We start from the raw sequence: 15,909 nt of genomic DNA, 5'->3' as shown, positions 1-15,909 counted from the left end.
ATAGACTTTTAAATGTTGATAAATTAAAATAGGAGCCAGGGGTTATTGTCCTAAACGTTGCACCTATTTATGGTGGTACAAGATTTTGATGTCCAATTTGGCAAATTTTCGGAACATTTCCATCACCCCACAATATCTTTCCACAGAAAGATCAACGGCTTTTTTCAGTTTGTCCTCTTTAAGGTTTGAGCCAGAGAAATGGTATTCGATTACCACAGAATCGTAATATTTAGGATGTTCCTCGGTAAGGTTTGCTATGGTATCTATTTTGAATTCATCCACTTCCAATTTCATTTTTTGGATAAGGGAAGCGACATCCAGACCTGAACAACCGGCCAAAGAGGACAACATCAATGCCTTGGGCCTCAAACCCGAGCCATCGCCACCGCTTTCGGGTCCCGCATCAATCTTTAAGGTATGCCCAGAGGGGTTGTCGCTTTCAAACGCCATTCCACCTAACCAAGTGGTTGTGATATGATTTGTCATGAAGTCAAATTTTTGTTTCTTGTATAGTCCAAAAATACGATTAAAAATATCATCCATGGCTTTAGTAAATCCCCTTGACCCGAATCACGATCCGGAAACCAAAAAACTGGCCGAATTCTTTAATGAAACCTTGGGGTTTTGCCCCAATTCGGTATTAACGATGCAACATCGGCCAGCCATTTCAAAAGCCTTCATCAACCTCAACAAGGCGGTGATGGCCAATGAAGGTCGCGTGACCTCTGCCCTAAAACGAATGATTGCCTGGGTGAGCAGCAACGCCACAGGATGTCGCTATTGTCAGGCCCATGCCATTAGGGCCGCTGAACGCTATGGTGCCGAGCAGGAGCAATTGGATAATATTTGGGAATACCGCACCCATCATGCCTTTTCGGATGCGGAACGTGCCGCACTCGATTTTTCGTTGGCCGCTTCGCAAGTCCCAAATGCCGTTACCAAGGAAATCAAGAATCGGCTATACCAATTTTGGAACGAAGGGGAAATTGTGGAAATGTTGGGGGTTATCTCCTTGTTTGGCTACCTCAACCGTTGGAACGATTCCATGGGGACTTCCATTGAGGATGGGGCCGTGGAAAGTGCTGAACAGTTTTTGGGAAAACATGGTTGGGAAAAGGGGAAACATGATGGGTCTAAATACTAAGTTTTAGGCCTCGGTCCGTAGATGGTGTGCAATTATGTCTTTCAACTCCGGCAACACTTCTTCCCCAAACCAAGGGTTTTTGCCCAACCAAAACCGATTTCTGGGTGATGGATGGGGCAAGACAAAATATTGAGGCAAATATGCTTTGTAGTTTTTAACGGTCTCGGTTAAATTCTTCTGTCTTTCATTTCCCAAGTAATAGCGCTGTGAATGCTGCCCTATCAGAAGTGTCAGTTTCAAATTGGGCATTTTCTCCAAAAGGGATTGGTGCCACAGAGGTGCGCATTCCGGTCGTGGAGGCAGGTCGCCAGATTTTCCCTTACCGGGATAACAAAATCCCATGGGCATTTGTGCAATTTGGGTCTCATCATAAAACTCCTCGTCCGTTACATCCATCCATTTGCGTAACTGTTTTCCGCTTTGATCATCCCATGGAATACCGGTTTGGTGGACTTTGGTTCCGGGAGCATGTCCGATGATAAGAATCCTTGCCTTTGGGTTTGCGGCAACAATAGGTCTTGGGCCGAGCGGCAAATGCTCCGAACATGCCTTACAATCTCTAATCTTTTCCAATAACGCTTCCACAATCGGCAATTTATAAAAAGGTCGTGGTGACAAGCACAACCTATCCCCTAAACCATGAGTTTTTCCAGCAAAAAAATGGTGAGCATACCCCAAAAGGTACCTGTGGCCATACTCAAAATGGCAAGAATGATCGCATGGGGCATCCAACTGGGTCTATAGGCGGAGGTAACTGCAGGAGCAGTGGCAATCCCTCCTACGTTTGCCATGCTCGCAATGGGCACCCAGGCCATGTTCACATTCAAAAGTTTAGCTATCATCAGCATAAAAATAAAATGTCCCGCAAGCCAAATCAGCAAGAAACCAAAAAAGGACAGATCAAACCCGAATAGGGCAAACTGGAGTTTCAATCCTAAAATCGACATGACCAACAATATCAAGATAGTGCCCAACTTAAGAGTAAACCGAAAATTCCATCGGGGCACAAAATTGCCCAAGGCCAACCCTAAAAAGGACAATATCACCACTTTGGCCACAAACAATTCCAATAGAAAATTTATCATGAAAACCGCCAAGAGTAAGATGCCTACACACCACCATGGCGACAAAAACAAGTCCTTTTGTTCGTTGATCCTTTCGGGAATCTCGGTATCCGTTATCCTAAAAAGCTTGTTCAGGCCATTACTTTTTTTGATGGTCTGAAACATCAGAATAGTCCACACGTTGACCAAAATATTGTCCATGACCAACACGGAAAGAAAAACATCTTCTGGACAATTCACGAGCTCTTTGAGCACCAATTGGCTGGTACTGCCCCCTATCCAACTTCCCACGATGGGTGGCACGCCTCTCCAATAACCATGTACCGACAGGGTGTTGGCGATCAGTTCCGTTTCTTCAAAAAGGATAACAAATAGTACAGGAAACAGTGCAATAAAAAAAGATCCCGACACAAAGACCACAATGGGTTTGTATCCAATGGACCTTAATTGGCCCAAGGACAAACTGGCCATTACGGCAACTATGGTCAACGGTATGAAAAAATCCTTGCTAAGATCATGGATGTTGGATTGGGAAAAGTCCCATCCAAATACATGGCTGATAATGGCGGGAATGATATAGGAGAGCAAAATTGCGGGCACCCAATCAAAAATGGATTTGACCCATTTGTGTTCCCAACGGTCCAAAAAATAAACACAGACCACCGTAAACACTGTTATGCCCCAAGGAATCCAATCCATGACCTTATTCCAAAATACCCAAATGAATAATCCTGCCACCGGAAATATTGACCGGGTTGCTGCTTTTACCGATTACAATGCCATCTTCAGGGGCGTTGACTTCTTCAACCACTTCGCCAAAAGGATCTTTTAGAATACCGATAGGGTCTCCTTTTTTTACTTTTTGTCCCAAATCCACCAATACATCCAAATACCCTCCCTTTTGGGTAAAGATCCAGTACGATTTGGAACATACGTTTCTGGCAGGAGGAATGGTCACGGTACCTTGGGTAAAGCCGAGCCATTTAAAAAGATCGGTAACTCCCTTGGTGCCCCGTTCGATCATATCTTGTTGGTACACCTGGGGATTTCCGTATTCCAAGGTGATACTCTTTACACCTTTGGATATGGCATACGCCCGCATGGTCAGCCCGCTGGCTTCGCCAAAACTGGCAACCCCTTTGTTGGAAACAATAATGTCCGGCTCCAAAATACGCAGCATGGTCGACAAGGTATCCTCCTGCATATCGCCACGCCCGTACAGACTGTTTACCCGCCCGAAACTTGCCGTGTGCAAGTCCACATGATAGTTGAAAAGGGGAATCACCTTTTGGGCAATTTGATAGGCCATTTGTTGGGAACGGTTGCCATCTTTCTTTCCGGGAAACAGACGGTTTAGGTCTTGTAGGTCGATGAATTCGCGTTGAGTGTTGGCAATGGCCAAGGGGTTCAGTCCCGGAATGGCCACCACGGTCCCTTTCATTTTGGCTGCATCTAAAGAGGCTATCACGTTCTGAATGATGGGAATCCCGTTCAGTTCATTGCCATGGATGGAGGCTGTTAGTCCGATTACTTCTCCTTCACTGAATCCTTTGGCAATGATCACGGGAATCAGGATCGGATTGGAAAATCCATCATCCCCCAATTGAAGCCAAATGTTGTTTATGGTACCAGCCTTGTAATCCGAAAGGTTGATCTGGTCCACAATGGGGTATTTGTTTTGACCGATAAGCGCCGAACAAATCAAAAAGAAACAAGCAAAGACCTTGGTTTTCATAGGGTTGGAATTTAGAAATAAATATAGTCTTTATTTCTTGCCGCCGACCACTACCACAAATTCTCCTTTAGGAGGTTTTTCAGTAAAATGTTGAAGGACCTCTTCCATAGTACCTCTCACGGTTTCTTCGTACAATTTGGTGAGTTCCCTGGAAACGGAAACAGGCCTATCCTCCCCAAAATATTCCACAAATTGGGCAAGGGTCTTCAAGAGTTTATGGGGCGATTCGTAAAAAACCATGGTGCGGGATTCTTCCGCCAATTGTTGCAAACGGGTCTGACGTCCTTTTTTTATGGGCAAAAACCCTTCAAAAACGAAACGGTCGTTCGGAAGTCCACTGTTCACCAAGGCGGGTACAAAGGCCGTGGCGCCGGGCAAACATTCCACCTCAATATCGTTTTCCACACAGGCTCGGGTCAATAAAAATCCAGGGTCTGAAATAGCAGGGGTTCCCGCGTCGGAAATCAAGGCATATGTGGCACCTCCTTTAAGTTTTTGGACCAAAGCTTCCACCTGCTTGTGCTCGTTGTGCATGTGATGGCTTTGCAGCGGTGTGCTGATATCGAAATGCTTGAGCAGTTTACCACTGGTTCGGGTATCTTCCGCCAACACCACATCCACCTCCTTCAATACCTTGATGGCCCGGAGGGTCATATCTTCAAGATTTCCTATTGGTGTTGGAACCAGATACAGTTTTCCCATACACCAAAGGTACTAGCTTCTTGTTAAAATGGAATCTGAAAAGTAAAAATTAGGCGAACCTTCTTTCAATCAAAGAAAAGAACCGGGCCTCATACTCTTCCTTACCTTCCCAGTTGTTGTACTCCGGTTTTACCATATTGTTGATGAAGGATATGGAACGTTCCTCGGTATCGATGGTATTCAACTGCGACAACACCCTGGTATAATCCTCCATGCTGTTATTGAACAAGTGCTTCACAAAGGCAAGCTTATCATTTAACCCTACCTGAAGGTCCTTGCCCAATTTATCGTTCAAGGATTTTGAAGGATTGGATGAAGACGTACTCGTTGGAGTAACGATTTCCTTATCATTTTTAATGAACTCCGGTTTGGCCACAAACTCTGCGAAAACCTGTTCCAACGCAGCATCGGAAGGCATTTCAGAAACCATGTGTTTGATGGTGTCCATCCCTGGCGTCATGATGTCCTCGTCATGTGGATTGCTTTCGGGCACGGCAATATTACCGCTCAACACGGCATTCGCCATTTTTTCAAACCTTGAAGCAATCACATTTTTGGAAACATCGACCTGAACATCGGCCAACTTTTCGTCAATGAATTTGAGAACGGCCAACTTTTCGTAGATTTCCTTGGCCTTGTCATATAATTGGGCTAGGTCGGAATCCTCTCTCGCCGTAATGATCTCTGTAGATAGTTTTATCAATTCTTCCCGCAATTTCCGTATCATAGCTAATTTCTTTCCTATAAAAATAAAATCATTTTGCCAATCCCCCTATGAACAAAAGGTTAAAATTCAATTGAAAGAGAGGGGTACATTTTTTTACTAGCTTTGTGCTTGTCCCAATATAACGGGAAAACACACAATTTCTTTCAAAAATACGGTATGTTTCTCGAAAACACGGTAAACCATAAAGAACAGTTTGGATGGATTGAGGTAATATGCGGTTCCATGTTTTCTGGAAAGACCGAAGAACTCATCCGACGACTGAAAAGGGCACAGTTTGCCAAACAGAAAGTGGAGATTTTCAAGCCCATTGTGGACACCCGTTACCATGAGGAAATGGTGGTGTCCCATGATTCGAATGAAATCCGATCTACCCCTGTACCTGCGGCGGCAAATATCCGTCTTTTGGCTGATGATTGTGACGTGGTGGGTATTGACGAGGCCCAGTTTTTTGACGATGAGATTGTGACCGTATGTAATGATTTGGCCAACCGCGGCGTTCGCGTAGTGGTTGCCGGTTTGGATATGGACTTTAAGGGCAACCCTTTTGGACCCATGCCCGCACTTATGGCCACTGCCGAATATGTAACCAAGGTACATGCAGTTTGCACCCGCACCGGAAACCTGGCCAATTACAGTTTTAGAAAATCCCGGAATGACAAGTTGGTACTTTTGGGCGAGACCGAAGAATACGAACCCTTGAGCCGAGCCGCATTTTTTAAGGCCATGCTAAGGGAAAAGGTAAGTCAAATGGATGTGGAATCGGAAGAAATAGATCCCAAAAAAGATGGATTCAATGGATAAGGTCGGCGAAACCACTTTAGTGCTGGACCTTTCCGCTCTGGAACACAATTTCCATTATTTACGATCCAAAATAGCCCCGACCACCAAATTTATGGCTGTGGTAAAGGCGTTTGCCTATGGCAGCGACATGGTGGCCATTGCCAAAAAATTGGAAAGCTTGGGTGTGGATTATTTTGCCGTGGCCTATGTTGGGGAAGGTTCGTTGCTCCGCAATGCTGGTATCAAAACCCCAATTTTAGTGCTCCACCCATTGGCCGTAAATTTTGAAGAGATGATAGACCGTTGTCTGGAACCCAACATCTATTCCCTAAAAATTTTGGAACAATTTGTTTCAGCAGCCAAGACAAAAAACCAGGAAAATTATCCCATCCATATCAAGTTCAATACCGGGCTGAACCGCTTGGGATTTAAAAAAGTGGACATCGATGTGCTGGTGTCCCATTTAAAGGGTAGCAAAGAGTTGAAGGTAGTCTCCACTTTTTCTCATTTGGCTGCATCCGAAGACCCTGATGAAAAGGCTTTCAGTAACAATCAGATTAATTCCTTTTTGGCATTGAGTGATGAACTTTCCCAAGAGCTGGTCCATATTCCCATGCGGCATATGCTCAATACTTCGGGTATCATCAATTATCCCGAAGCCCAATTTGAAATGGTCCGAAGCGGTATCGGCCTGTATGGTTATGGAAATGAAGCTGCTGTGGATGCTGAACTGAAACCCATTGCCACCCTGAAGACCATTATATCCCAGATCCATGAAATTCCGGCCAACGAATCGGTGGGGTACAACAGGGCCTTCAAATCTGAACGTGCTCGAAAAACCGCTACATTACCTATCGGGCATGCGGATGGCATTGGTAGACAGTACGGAAAAGGTAAAGCATCCGTACTGATCCATGGGAAAAAAGCCCCCATCATCGGGAATGTGTGCATGGACATGATCATGGTAGATGTTACGGACATTGACTGTGCCGAAGGGGATGAAGTCATCGTTTTTGGTCCCGAAAGTTCCGCGGAACAATTTGCTTCTTCGGCCCAAACTATTTCCTATGAAATTCTCACGGCCATTTCCCAGCGGGTGAAACGCCTCGTTTTAAATCCTTGATTTTATCCAAATTGTTAAGGACAAATCGCTTTTTTCCTTAATTTGGTTATGATTAACCAATACTTGACTATAAAATGGGATTTCTAAAAGAGTTTAAGGACTTTGCAATGAAAGGAAACCTGGTGGATATCGCCGTAGGTTTCGTAATGGGTGCCGCTTTTAACAAAGTGGTTTCATCCTTCACAGGTGGAATTGTTTCGCCGTTGATAGGCCTATTGTTCAAATCGGATTTCAACGATCTGAAATACGTAATTACTCCGGGTACCGTGAACGATGCTGGGGAAACGGTCGGTGAGATTGCCGTACTGTACGGAGCATTCCTGACCAATGTAATCGACTTCTTGATCGTTGCCTTTGTCATGTTCATGATCGTTAAGGGCGTGAACAAAATGAAAAAGAAGGAAGAGCCTGCACCAGAAGCTCCAAAAGGGCCTACCCAAGAGGAGTTGTTGGCAGAGATTCGCGATTTGTTGAAGAAATAAGAATCGTACGTATCGATAAAAACGGTACGACCGCTACACCACAATAATCATTAAAAACCATCAATGTGTTTCGCAGATATGTTGATGGTTGTTTTATTTATAACATTTTGTTATTTTTTGATTATTCAATATGAAAAAGCTTGTTTAAACCATTGACTGGACTACCTTTGCGAGAAGAAATTAGATTACGATGAAAGTAGCAGTTGTTGGAGCCACCGGAATGGTCGGCGAAGTCATGTTGAAAGTATTGGAAGAACGCAACTTCCCCATAACCGAATTATTGTTGGTCGCCTCGGAGCGTTCCGTGGGCAAAAAACTATCCTATAAAAATGAAGAATACACGGTAATTGGTTTGGCCGATGCCGTTGCCGCGCAACCCGATATCGCCATTTTTTCCGCAGGTGGGGACACTTCATTGGAATGGGCACCAAAATTTGCTGAAGTTGGTACTACGGTAATCGATAACTCTTCAGCCTGGAGAATGGATCCCACCAAAAAATTGGTGGTACCAGAAATCAATGCGGATACGTTGACCCCCGAAGACAAGATTATTGCCAACCCCAATTGTTCCACCATTCAACTAGTGATGGTGTTGGATCCCTTGCACAAAAAATACCAAATGAAACGTGTGGTGGTCTCCACCTATCAATCCGTTTCCGGAACCGGTGTAAAGGCCGTGCAACAAATGGAAAATGAAGCCGCTGGCATCGAGGGAGAAATGGCCTATCCGTATCCCATCAACAGAAATGCATTGCCCCATTGTGATGTGTTCCTCGAAAATGGGTACACCAAAGAAGAGATGAAATTGGCCCGTGAGCCCCAAAAAATATTGGACGATCGTACCTTTTCCGTTACGGCAACGGCTGTTCGTATCCCTACAGCCGGAGGGCACTCCGAGTCGGTGAACGTGGAATTCCACAACGATTTTGATCTAGCCGAAGTACGTAAAATATTGAGCGAAATGCCAGGGGTGGTAGTTCAGGATAACACGGCCACCAATACCTACCCTATGCCTATGTTCGCCAATGGAAAAGATGAGGTTTTCGTGGGGCGCATCCGAAGGGACGAGACCCAACCCAACACCCTGAACATGTGGATCGTGGCCGATAACCTAAGAAAAGGGGCCGCTACCAATGCCGTTCAGATTGCGGAATATTTGGTAGAAAACAATCTGGTTTCCAATACTTCCGAAGCCATTTCATAAAATTCGTTAAAGCTTTTCAAGCAGCTGATAGAATTGTTTGTTTTATGGTATTTTTATCAGAATCAATCTGATAAAAATGAAAAACGCAAGTCTATTGGCTGTTATCGTTTTACTGACGGCCTGCCAAAAAACCACTAAAAGAGAACCCATTACCGTGAACTATCCCACTACTAAGAAGGTCGACACGGTCGACACCTATTTCGGAACCGAGGTACAAGACCCCTACCGTTGGCTGGAAGATGACCGTAGCGCCGAAACCGAGGCTTGGGTTAAAGAGCAAAATGCAGCAACCTTCGGGTACTTGGAAAAAATCCCATTTCGGGAAGATTTAAAAAAGCGCCTGGAAAAATTGTGGAACTATGAAAAAGTGGGTTCCCCATTCAAAGAGGGTGACTACACCTACTATTATAAAAACAACGGCCTGCAGAACCAGTACGTGGTCTATCGAAAAAAGGACGATGGCAAAGAGGAGGTCTTCCTAGATCCCAATACTTTTTCCGAAGATGGCACTACTTCGCTGATGGGCCTCAGTTTTACCAAGGATGGTTCCAAGGCGGCCTATCTGATTTCCGAAGGAGGTAGTGACTGGCGAAAAGGTATCGTTATAGATTCCGAAACGAAAGAAGTTGTGGAAGACACCTTGGTCGACATTAAGTTCAGTGGCATTTCATGGAAAGGAAACGATGGTTTCTTCTATTCCAGCTACGACAAACCAAAAGGAAGTGAACTTTCAGCAAAAACGGACCAGCATAAACTGTATTATCATCAATTGGGAACACCCCAATCCGAGGACAAAATCATTTTCGGTGGAACTCCCGAGGAAAAACACCGGTATGTGGGCGGGTATGTGTCCGAAGACCAAAAATATTTATTCATATCGGCTTCCATATCCACTTCGGGCAACAAGCTATACCTGATGGATCTTTCAGAAGCAGACCCAAAATTGGTCACTATTTTGGATGATACCGATTCCGATACTTATGTCATCGATAATGAAGGTTCCAAGCTTTACTTGGTTACCGATCGGGATGCTCCCAATAAAAAAGTGGTGGTAGTGGATGCTTCCAACCCAACTCCGGACCATTGGGAAGACCTAATTCCCGAAACCGAAAACGTGCTAACTGCTGGCACTGGCGGAGGCTATTTCTTCACGGAATATATGGTCGATGCCATTTCTAAAGTATTACAGTATGATTACGATGGAAAATTGGTGCGCGAAATCAAATTGCCCGGTGTAGGAAGTGCCGGAGGCTTTGGCGGCAAAAAAGAAGACAAAGATTTTTATTTCTCCTTTACCAATTACAACACTCCGGGATCTTTGTACAAGTACAATGTGGAAACTGGGGAGTACGAGCAGTATTGGAAACCCCAAATCGATTTCAATCCAGACGACTATGAGTCCAAACAGGTTTTCTACACCTCCAAGGACGGTACCAAAGTCCCTATGATCATCACCTATAAAAAAGGATTGGAACTCAACGGTAAAAATCCGACCATTCTGTATGGTTATGGCGGATTTAATATCAGCTTGACCCCTTCCTTCAGCATCGTGAATGCCGTTTGGATGGAGCAAGGTGGTGTTTATGCCGTGCCCAACCTGAGAGGTGGTGGGGAATATGGTAAAAAATGGCACGACGCCGGGACCAAGCTCCAAAAGCAAAATGTGTTTGATGACTTTATTGCCGCAGCGGAGTATTTGATATCCGAAAATTATACTTCCAAGGAATATTTGGCTATCCGTGGGGGATCTAACGGTGGTTTGCTTGTAGGTGCCACCATGACACAGCGACCTGATTTAATGCAAGTTGCCCTACCCGCTGTTGGGGTCATGGACATGTTGCGCTACCACACCTTTACCGCTGGTGCCGGATGGGCCTACGATTATGGAACTTCCGAGGATAGCGAAGAAATGTTCAAATACATAAAGGGCTATTCCCCTGTCCACAATGTGAAGGAAGGCGTTTCCTATCCGGCCACTTTGGTCACCACTGGCGACCATGATGACCGTGTAGTACCGGCACACAGCTTTAAATTTGCGGCAGAGCTGCAGGAAAAGCAAGCGGGAACTGCCCCAACCTTGATCCGCATCGAAACCAATGCGGGCCATGGCGCGGGAACCCCTGTGAGCAAGACCATAGAACAGTATGCCGATATCTTTGGGTTCACCTTTTACAATATGGGGTATGATGAGCTTCCCAACCAAGCCGTGTTGAAAGAGTTTAAAGATTAAGGTCCAACAAATAAACTTTTTGTCAGTTCGAGCGCAGTCGAGAACCTCATGATTCATTTTGTGATGGTCCACAGGCTTCGACTGCGCTCAGCCTGACAACTAAAATCTCATATCAATAGAGATAATGCTAAAAGTCCATATCGATTCCTTTGGTTACAAGGACCAGAACATTCTGGAAGACATTTCTTTTGAAGTCGCCAAAGGCGAGCATTTAGCCTTGATGGGCGAAAGTGGTTCCGGAAAAAGTACTTTGTTGAAGATTATTTACGGACTACTGCATGTGGAAAACGGTTCCATTTTTTGGGGCGAAACAGAAGCTTTGGGTCCCAATTTCAACTTAGTGCCCGGGGAACCCTACATGAAATACCTTGCTCAGGATTTTGACCTGATGCCTTTCATCACAGTGGAAGAGAACATCGGTCAATTTCTTTCTGTTTTTGAACGCGAGACCCATCAACAACGCATTGATGAGCTTTTGAAATTGATCGAAATGGAGGACCATGCCAAGACCAAGGTACAGTTTCTCAGTGGGGGTCAACAGCAACGGGTGGCCCTGGCTAGGGTTCTGGCACAGGAACCAGAAGTGCTTTTGTTGGACGAACCTTTTGGACATATCGATAATTTTAAACGGAACTCCCTGCGCAGAAACCTGTTCCTATACCTCAAGCAGAAAAGCATTACCGTACTTACCGCTAGTCACGACCCCAACGATGTGCTGCCCTTTGCCAAGCGAACATTGATCTTGGAAAAAGGACGCATCATTGCGGACCAAAAGACCAAAAAACTCTTCAACACCCCGCCCAATTATTACACGGCCTCCTTATTTGGTGAAGTAAACCAGGTTCCTATCAAACTGCTAAAGTCCTATGCCGAAATAGATCGGTCCGTTTTGGTCTATCCCCATGAATTCCAAATTTCAAAATCATCAGGGCTAAAGGTTGAGGTACAACATTCCTTTTTTAAGGGGAGCCATTATTTGAACGAAGGAAAAACGGAAGATGGAACCACACTCTTCTTCAATTCGGATAAAAAGCAAATCCTTGGCAAGACCATTTTCCTTAATGTATCTTTGAAGACCATCAACAAACGTCTTCGCATTGGACAAACAGCAAATACATAGGGAGCTTACCTTCAAGGCCGTACGAAGCAGCGGTGCCGGTGGCCAACATGTGAACAAGGTTTCGTCCAAAGTGGAACTTTCCTTCAACCTGCCTGTTTCTGAAGGTTTGACCGACATGGAAAAGGAGCGACTTCAATCCAAATTATCATCAAGATTGACCAATGAAGGGGTCTTGATCCTTCAGTGTGATGAGGCCCGGAGCCAGCACAAAAACAAAGAATTGGTGGTAAAACGCTTTTTCGATATTCTGAAAAAAGGCTTGGAAGTCCCCAAAAAACGAAGGCCGACCAAACCGACCAAGTCAGCCGTGGAAAAAAGGCTCAAATTGAAAAAAATGTCTGCGGAACGAAAGGCTTCCCGAAGAAAACCCAATCTGGATTGACCATCATGCCACTTCCAAAATGGTGTAGGTATTCCCATTGAAAACAAAACTGTCCCCTTTTTTCTTATCCACCAGTAATTGGGCAATGGGCGCATTGATGGAAATGCAGTAGACCATGCCCTTGTCATATTTATATGTCCCAGCAGAAATGGCAATAAAATAGTCTGCAAAACTTGTTTTCACCAAGCATCCTGCACCTACCGTTTCCGACTTTCTTTCAATATTTATTTTCTTTAGGATTTCCCGGGTCTTCTCCAGTTCCTGTACTTGCTGGGCCAGTTTTTCCTGTTCCAACTGTACCATGGCCCTGCCGGTTTCGTGCTTGTCGCCCGTGGAATTTTTGGTTTCAGAATCCAGGGATTCCTGTAGGTCGTCGTTACTTTGTTTGAGACGGCGGGCACGCTCGTTCACGTAGTCCCAACAAAATTTCAAAAGCTCTCGCTTCATCAATACTATTTTTAGGCAAATGTAAGTCGAAAATGGGTTTCCTTGTACGGAACGGATCTTACTTGTATGCCGCCTCCGTGCAATTGTACTACTCGCTTGGAGAGGCTGAGCCCAATTCCTGTACCCTCACTCTTGGTGGTGAAAAAAGGCACAAAAATTTCATCCATTACCTCGGGGGAGATTCCTGGGCCATTGTCCAGTACATCGATATACTTTGTGCCGTTGTGATCGATCCCGGCAGCCATGATCACTCTTCCGTTGTCTATTTCCCCAACAGATTGTAGGGCATTCTTGGCCAGGTTGATAAGCACTTGGGCAATTTGTTTTTCATCAATAAAAAATTCAAGGTCTTCCGGATCACAAACCACTTTAAAGTCGCTTCCTCCCCCCTGTAGCCTTGCCGACATCAACACATCGATTTTTTCCAAGAGATCTTTCCCTTTCACAAGGGTCTTGTTAGGTTCGGGAACATGCAACAAACTTCGGTACGATTGAACAAAATCCATCAAATCCCCACCTTGTTCCTTGATTACTTCGAGCCCCTTGAGCGTATTCTTTATCTGGCTTTCCTCCAGTTCCTCCAAGGGAGTGATCTTTCCGTTATTCCGATAATATTTGATAATGGAATCCGATATGGAGGCAATCGGGGTTATCGTGTTCATGATCTCGTGGGTCAATACCCGGATGAGGCGTACCCAAGATTCCGTTTCCTTTTCATCCAATTCTTTATGGATGTCCTGTACCACTACCAAAAGCAAGGATTGACCATCCAGAGTCAAGGGAGTGGACTTGAGAGCCAACTGGGTTTGTTCGCGTTCATTCGACAGTTGGAATAGTTTTCGCTCAAAAGGTTGAAACGATTTGAAGATATGGTACAGGTTCTCATCTACCTGCAACAATTGTTTGATATGGTTCAAAGGAGTGTAATCCAATAACTTTTCCAAGGTTGGATTGGCGAACATGATATGACCTTTCTCGTTATAGGTCATGATCCCGATGCTCGCCTGCTTTAAAATCTCTTGATAGTATTGTTCCCTGATCTGTAGTTGAAGGTGTACCTCTTGGATCAGACCGTTGACCCGGTTCAGGCTTTGGTTGAGTTCCTTGAAGGATTTAATGGTCACCCTTTCCGGAAACCGCAATGTAAAATCCTCATTTCGGATGGCATCAAAAAAATAGGCTATTTTCCTGTTGGTACTATTGATGAAGGAAATCAGGGAAAAGACCTGTACGGTCAATAGGATTACACAAAAACCAAAAGTAAAATACCACTGTTCCACCAAGGAAAAGGCCACGAGTATCGCTGTCAAGGTCAACAGCAAAACCCTTATGATCAGTTGTATATAAAAGTTTCTACTGGCCATCAGTCACCCTTTTTCTTCAACTTGTTATAAAGTGTCTGCCTGGATACCCCCAATTGCTCCGCTGCCGCACTATAGTTCCCCTCATGTTGTTCCAAAGCTCGCGAAATCATCTGCTGCTCCATTTCATTCAATGTCAAGGGCTGATTGTCAAAAGACTGTGATGGCTTGGCATGCAACAAAAAATCGGAAGGTTTCAGCACATTTCCATCGGACAGGATAACCGCACGCTCCATGGTATGCTGCAGCTCTCTAATGTTCCCCGGCCATGGGTATTCCATCAATTTCTCTTGTGCCACATTGTTAATCCGCAGTCCCGGTTTATCATATTTGTGGGCAAATTTTTTCAGGAAAAAATCCGCCAAGACCAAAATATCATCATCACGGTCCCTCAAGGGTGGCACTTCAATATGAATGGTGTTGATTCGATATAAAAGATCTTCACGAAAAAGCCCGTCCACAACCATTTGTTCCAAGTTGCAATTGGTGGCACATACCAAACGTATGTCCACTTTGATCGGTTTGTTGGAACCCACCCGTACCACCGACCTATTTTGAATGGATGACAATAGTTTGGCCTGCATTTGGAGGGAGAGGTTTCCAATTTCGTCTAGGAACAAGGTGCCTTGGTGGGCCGCTTCAAATTTTCCTGCGCGATCTTCCTTGGCATCGGTAAAGGAGCCTTTTGTATGTCCGAAGAGTTCGCTCTCAAAAAGATTTTCGGCAATGGATCCCATGTCCACATTTATAAAAACCTCTTCTTTTCGTACGGACAATCGGTGCAGTTCACGGGCAATGAGCTCCTTACCAGTCCCATTTTCTCCTGTGATCAGTACATTGACATCGGTCTTCGCCACCTTGGCCACAAGGTTCAATACAGCGGTAAGGGCCTTGGACTGCCCAATGATGAAATTCCTGCCTTCGTTAATGACCTGTTTCAGGTTGTTCTCTTTTTTCTTTAGGTTGTAGATTTCCTGTTTAGATTTCCGCAGTTCGTAGGCCGATTTCACCGTGGTCATGAGCCGTTCGTTGTTCCAGGGTTTCAATACAAAATCGGACGCTCCCTGCTTCAGGGCTTTTACGGCCAGGTCCACTGCCCCATAAGCCGTCATCATGATCACGGAGGTATTGGGAGACTTCTTCTTTATTTCATTGAGCCAAAACAGCCCTTCGTTCCCAGTATTCACACCAGCGGAAAAATTCATGTCCAAGAGCACAATATCAATGTCCTCCATGTTAGGGAACGAAGAAATCTGATTCGGGTTAAAAAGCGTCTGTACATTTTTGTATTCGAACTGAAGCAAAATCTCCAGAGCACTCAACACGCTTTTATTGTCGTCTATGACTAAAATCTTGGCATCTATCATGATCCTTGGCTCAAAAAGGAAGTTAAATCTACAAATTGGAC

17 protein-coding genes are annotated in these 15,909 nt (G+C 44.8%); 8 read left to right on the top strand and 9 right to left on the bottom strand.

Annotation, left to right across the window (positions count from 1 at the left end; genetic code table 11):
- Positions 1-63: 63 nt before the first annotated feature.
- The gene (locus D2U88_RS12775; protein WP_119640978.1) at positions 64-486 is read right to left on the bottom strand and encodes an OsmC family protein; all 423 of its coding nucleotides are present in this window, start codon (positions 484-486) and stop codon (positions 64-66) included.
- Between the two features lie 55 nt (positions 487-541).
- Between D2U88_RS12775 and D2U88_RS12770 the strand changes: the two genes are divergently transcribed.
- Positions 542-1,144: a carboxymuconolactone decarboxylase family protein gene (locus D2U88_RS12770; protein ID WP_119640959.1), complete on the top strand. Its 603-nt coding sequence runs from the start codon at positions 542-544 to the stop codon at positions 1,142-1,144.
- Between the two features lie 3 nt (positions 1,145-1,147).
- Here D2U88_RS12770 and D2U88_RS12765 read toward each other — a convergent pair whose 3' ends face one another.
- From D2U88_RS12765 to D2U88_RS12745, 5 genes are read right to left on the bottom strand one after another with little or no spacing between them, the layout of a single operon-like run.
- On the bottom strand, positions 1,148-1,729 hold the full coding sequence (locus tag D2U88_RS12765) for a uracil-DNA glycosylase family protein (RefSeq protein WP_119640977.1): 582 nt from the start codon (positions 1,727-1,729) through the stop codon (positions 1,148-1,150).
- A gap of 47 nt (positions 1,730-1,776) precedes the next feature.
- Positions 1,777-2,946, bottom strand: a complete 1,170-nt coding sequence (locus tag D2U88_RS12760) for a DUF819 family protein (protein WP_235855786.1) — start codon at positions 2,944-2,946, stop codon at positions 1,777-1,779.
- Positions 2,912-3,943: a succinylglutamate desuccinylase/aspartoacylase family protein gene (locus tag D2U88_RS12755; RefSeq protein WP_119640957.1), complete on the bottom strand. Its 1,032-nt coding sequence runs from the start codon at positions 3,941-3,943 to the stop codon at positions 2,912-2,914. The genes D2U88_RS12760 and D2U88_RS12755 overlap by 35 nt, the downstream gene beginning before the upstream one ends.
- A gap of 30 nt (positions 3,944-3,973) precedes the next feature.
- Complete coding sequence (gene rsmI / locus D2U88_RS12750; protein WP_119640956.1) at positions 3,974-4,645, bottom strand: 16S rRNA (cytidine(1402)-2'-O)-methyltransferase; 672 nt, start codon at positions 4,643-4,645, stop codon at positions 3,974-3,976.
- Positions 4,646-4,694: 49 nt separating this feature from the next.
- Positions 4,695-5,372: a hypothetical protein gene (locus D2U88_RS12745; protein ID WP_119640955.1), complete on the bottom strand. Its 678-nt coding sequence runs from the start codon at positions 5,370-5,372 to the stop codon at positions 4,695-4,697.
- A 156-nt stretch (positions 5,373-5,528) separates the two neighbouring features.
- On the opposite strand from D2U88_RS12745, the gene D2U88_RS12740 reads away from it, so the two are divergent.
- The 7 genes from D2U88_RS12740 to arfB all read left to right on the top strand — a co-directional run bounded on the left by D2U88_RS12740 (position 5,529) and on the right by arfB (position 12,693).
- Positions 5,529-6,173 (top strand): thymidine kinase, encoded by a 645-nt coding sequence (locus tag D2U88_RS12740; protein WP_119640976.1) that lies wholly within the window; start codon positions 5,529-5,531, stop codon positions 6,171-6,173.
- On the top strand, positions 6,166-7,275 hold the full coding sequence (gene alr, locus D2U88_RS12735; RefSeq protein WP_119640975.1) for an alanine racemase: 1,110 nt from the start codon (positions 6,166-6,168) through the stop codon (positions 7,273-7,275). Before D2U88_RS12740 ends, alr begins: the two co-directional genes overlap by 8 nt.
- Before the next feature lie 74 nt (positions 7,276-7,349).
- Positions 7,350-7,757 carry a large-conductance mechanosensitive channel protein MscL gene (gene mscL, locus D2U88_RS12730; RefSeq protein WP_119640954.1) on the top strand — a complete coding sequence of 136 codons (408 nt, stop codon included), beginning with the start codon at positions 7,350-7,352 and terminating at the stop codon, positions 7,755-7,757.
- Positions 7,758-7,947: 190 nt separating this feature from the next.
- Complete coding sequence (locus D2U88_RS12725) at positions 7,948-8,961, top strand: aspartate-semialdehyde dehydrogenase (protein WP_119640953.1); 1,014 nt, start codon at positions 7,948-7,950, stop codon at positions 8,959-8,961.
- A gap of 76 nt (positions 8,962-9,037) precedes the next feature.
- The gene (locus D2U88_RS12720) at positions 9,038-11,191 is read left to right on the top strand and encodes a prolyl oligopeptidase family serine peptidase (protein ID WP_119640952.1); all 2,154 of its coding nucleotides are present in this window, start codon (positions 9,038-9,040) and stop codon (positions 11,189-11,191) included.
- A 124-nt stretch (positions 11,192-11,315) separates the two neighbouring features.
- Positions 11,316-12,311, top strand: a complete 996-nt coding sequence (locus D2U88_RS12715) for a sulfate/molybdate ABC transporter ATP-binding protein (protein ID WP_119640951.1) — start codon at positions 11,316-11,318, stop codon at positions 12,309-12,311.
- Complete coding sequence (gene arfB / locus D2U88_RS12710) at positions 12,289-12,693, top strand: alternative ribosome rescue aminoacyl-tRNA hydrolase ArfB (RefSeq protein WP_119640950.1); 405 nt, start codon at positions 12,289-12,291, stop codon at positions 12,691-12,693. Before D2U88_RS12715 ends, arfB begins: the two co-directional genes overlap by 23 nt.
- 3 nt (positions 12,694-12,696) lie before the next feature.
- Here the strand turns inward: arfB and D2U88_RS12705 are convergent, their stop codons facing one another.
- From D2U88_RS12705 to D2U88_RS12695, 3 genes are read right to left on the bottom strand one after another with little or no spacing between them, the layout of a single operon-like run.
- Positions 12,697-13,140: a 3-oxoacyl-ACP synthase gene (locus tag D2U88_RS12705; RefSeq protein ID WP_119640949.1), complete on the bottom strand. Its 444-nt coding sequence runs from the start codon at positions 13,138-13,140 to the stop codon at positions 12,697-12,699.
- An 11-nt stretch (positions 13,141-13,151) separates the two neighbouring features.
- Positions 13,152-14,504 carry a sensor histidine kinase gene (locus D2U88_RS12700; protein WP_119640948.1) on the bottom strand — a complete coding sequence of 451 codons (1,353 nt, stop codon included), beginning with the start codon at positions 14,502-14,504 and terminating at the stop codon, positions 13,152-13,154.
- Positions 14,504-15,868 carry a sigma-54-dependent transcriptional regulator gene (locus D2U88_RS12695; RefSeq protein ID WP_119640947.1) on the bottom strand — a complete coding sequence of 455 codons (1,365 nt, stop codon included), beginning with the start codon at positions 15,866-15,868 and terminating at the stop codon, positions 14,504-14,506. The genes D2U88_RS12700 and D2U88_RS12695 overlap by 1 nt, the downstream gene beginning before the upstream one ends.
- Between the last annotated feature and the right edge of the window lie 41 nt (positions 15,869-15,909).

Origin of the sequence: Flagellimonas aequoris (assembly GCF_003584165.1) — a bacterium.
Lineage (GTDB): Bacteria > Bacteroidota > Bacteroidia > Flavobacteriales > Flavobacteriaceae > Flagellimonas > Flagellimonas aequoris.
This window is presented reverse-complemented; position numbering and strand designations above follow the sequence as displayed.

What these genes read in the sequence shown, in the direction of transcription:
- alr (WP_119640975.1), top strand. Translation starts at nt 6,166, where the DNA reads ATGGATAAGGTCGGCGAAACCACTTTAGTGCTGGACCTTTCCGCTCTG.
- mscL (WP_119640954.1), top strand. Translation starts at nt 7,350, where the DNA reads ATGGGATTTCTAAAAGAGTTTAAGGACTTTGCAATGAAAGGAAACCTG.
- D2U88_RS12725 (WP_119640953.1), top strand. Translation starts at nt 7,948, where the DNA reads ATGAAAGTAGCAGTTGTTGGAGCCACCGGAATGGTCGGCGAAGTCATG.
- D2U88_RS12775 (WP_119640978.1), bottom strand. Translation starts at nt 486, where the DNA reads ATGACAAATCATATCACAACCACTTGGTTAGGTGGAATGGCGTTTGAA.
- D2U88_RS12740 (WP_119640976.1), top strand. Translation starts at nt 5,529, where the DNA reads ATGTTTCTCGAAAACACGGTAAACCATAAAGAACAGTTTGGATGGATT.
- D2U88_RS12755 (WP_119640957.1), bottom strand. Translation starts at nt 3,943, where the DNA reads ATGAAAACCAAGGTCTTTGCTTGTTTCTTTTTGATTTGTTCGGCGCTT.
- D2U88_RS12705 (WP_119640949.1), bottom strand. Translation starts at nt 13,140, where the DNA reads ATGAAGCGAGAGCTTTTGAAATTTTGTTGGGACTACGTGAACGAGCGT.
- D2U88_RS12745 (WP_119640955.1), bottom strand. Translation starts at nt 5,372, where the DNA reads ATGATACGGAAATTGCGGGAAGAATTGATAAAACTATCTACAGAGATC.
- rsmI (WP_119640956.1), bottom strand. Translation starts at nt 4,645, where the DNA reads ATGGGAAAACTGTATCTGGTTCCAACACCAATAGGAAATCTTGAAGAT.
- D2U88_RS12770 (WP_119640959.1), top strand. Translation starts at nt 542, where the DNA reads ATGGCTTTAGTAAATCCCCTTGACCCGAATCACGATCCGGAAACCAAA.
- D2U88_RS12720 (WP_119640952.1), top strand. Translation starts at nt 9,038, where the DNA reads ATGAAAAACGCAAGTCTATTGGCTGTTATCGTTTTACTGACGGCCTGC.
- D2U88_RS12695 (WP_119640947.1), bottom strand. Translation starts at nt 15,868, where the DNA reads ATGATAGATGCCAAGATTTTAGTCATAGACGACAATAAAAGCGTGTTG.
- D2U88_RS12700 (WP_119640948.1), bottom strand. Translation starts at nt 14,504, where the DNA reads ATGGCCAGTAGAAACTTTTATATACAACTGATCATAAGGGTTTTGCTG.
- D2U88_RS12715 (WP_119640951.1), top strand. Translation starts at nt 11,316, where the DNA reads ATGCTAAAAGTCCATATCGATTCCTTTGGTTACAAGGACCAGAACATT.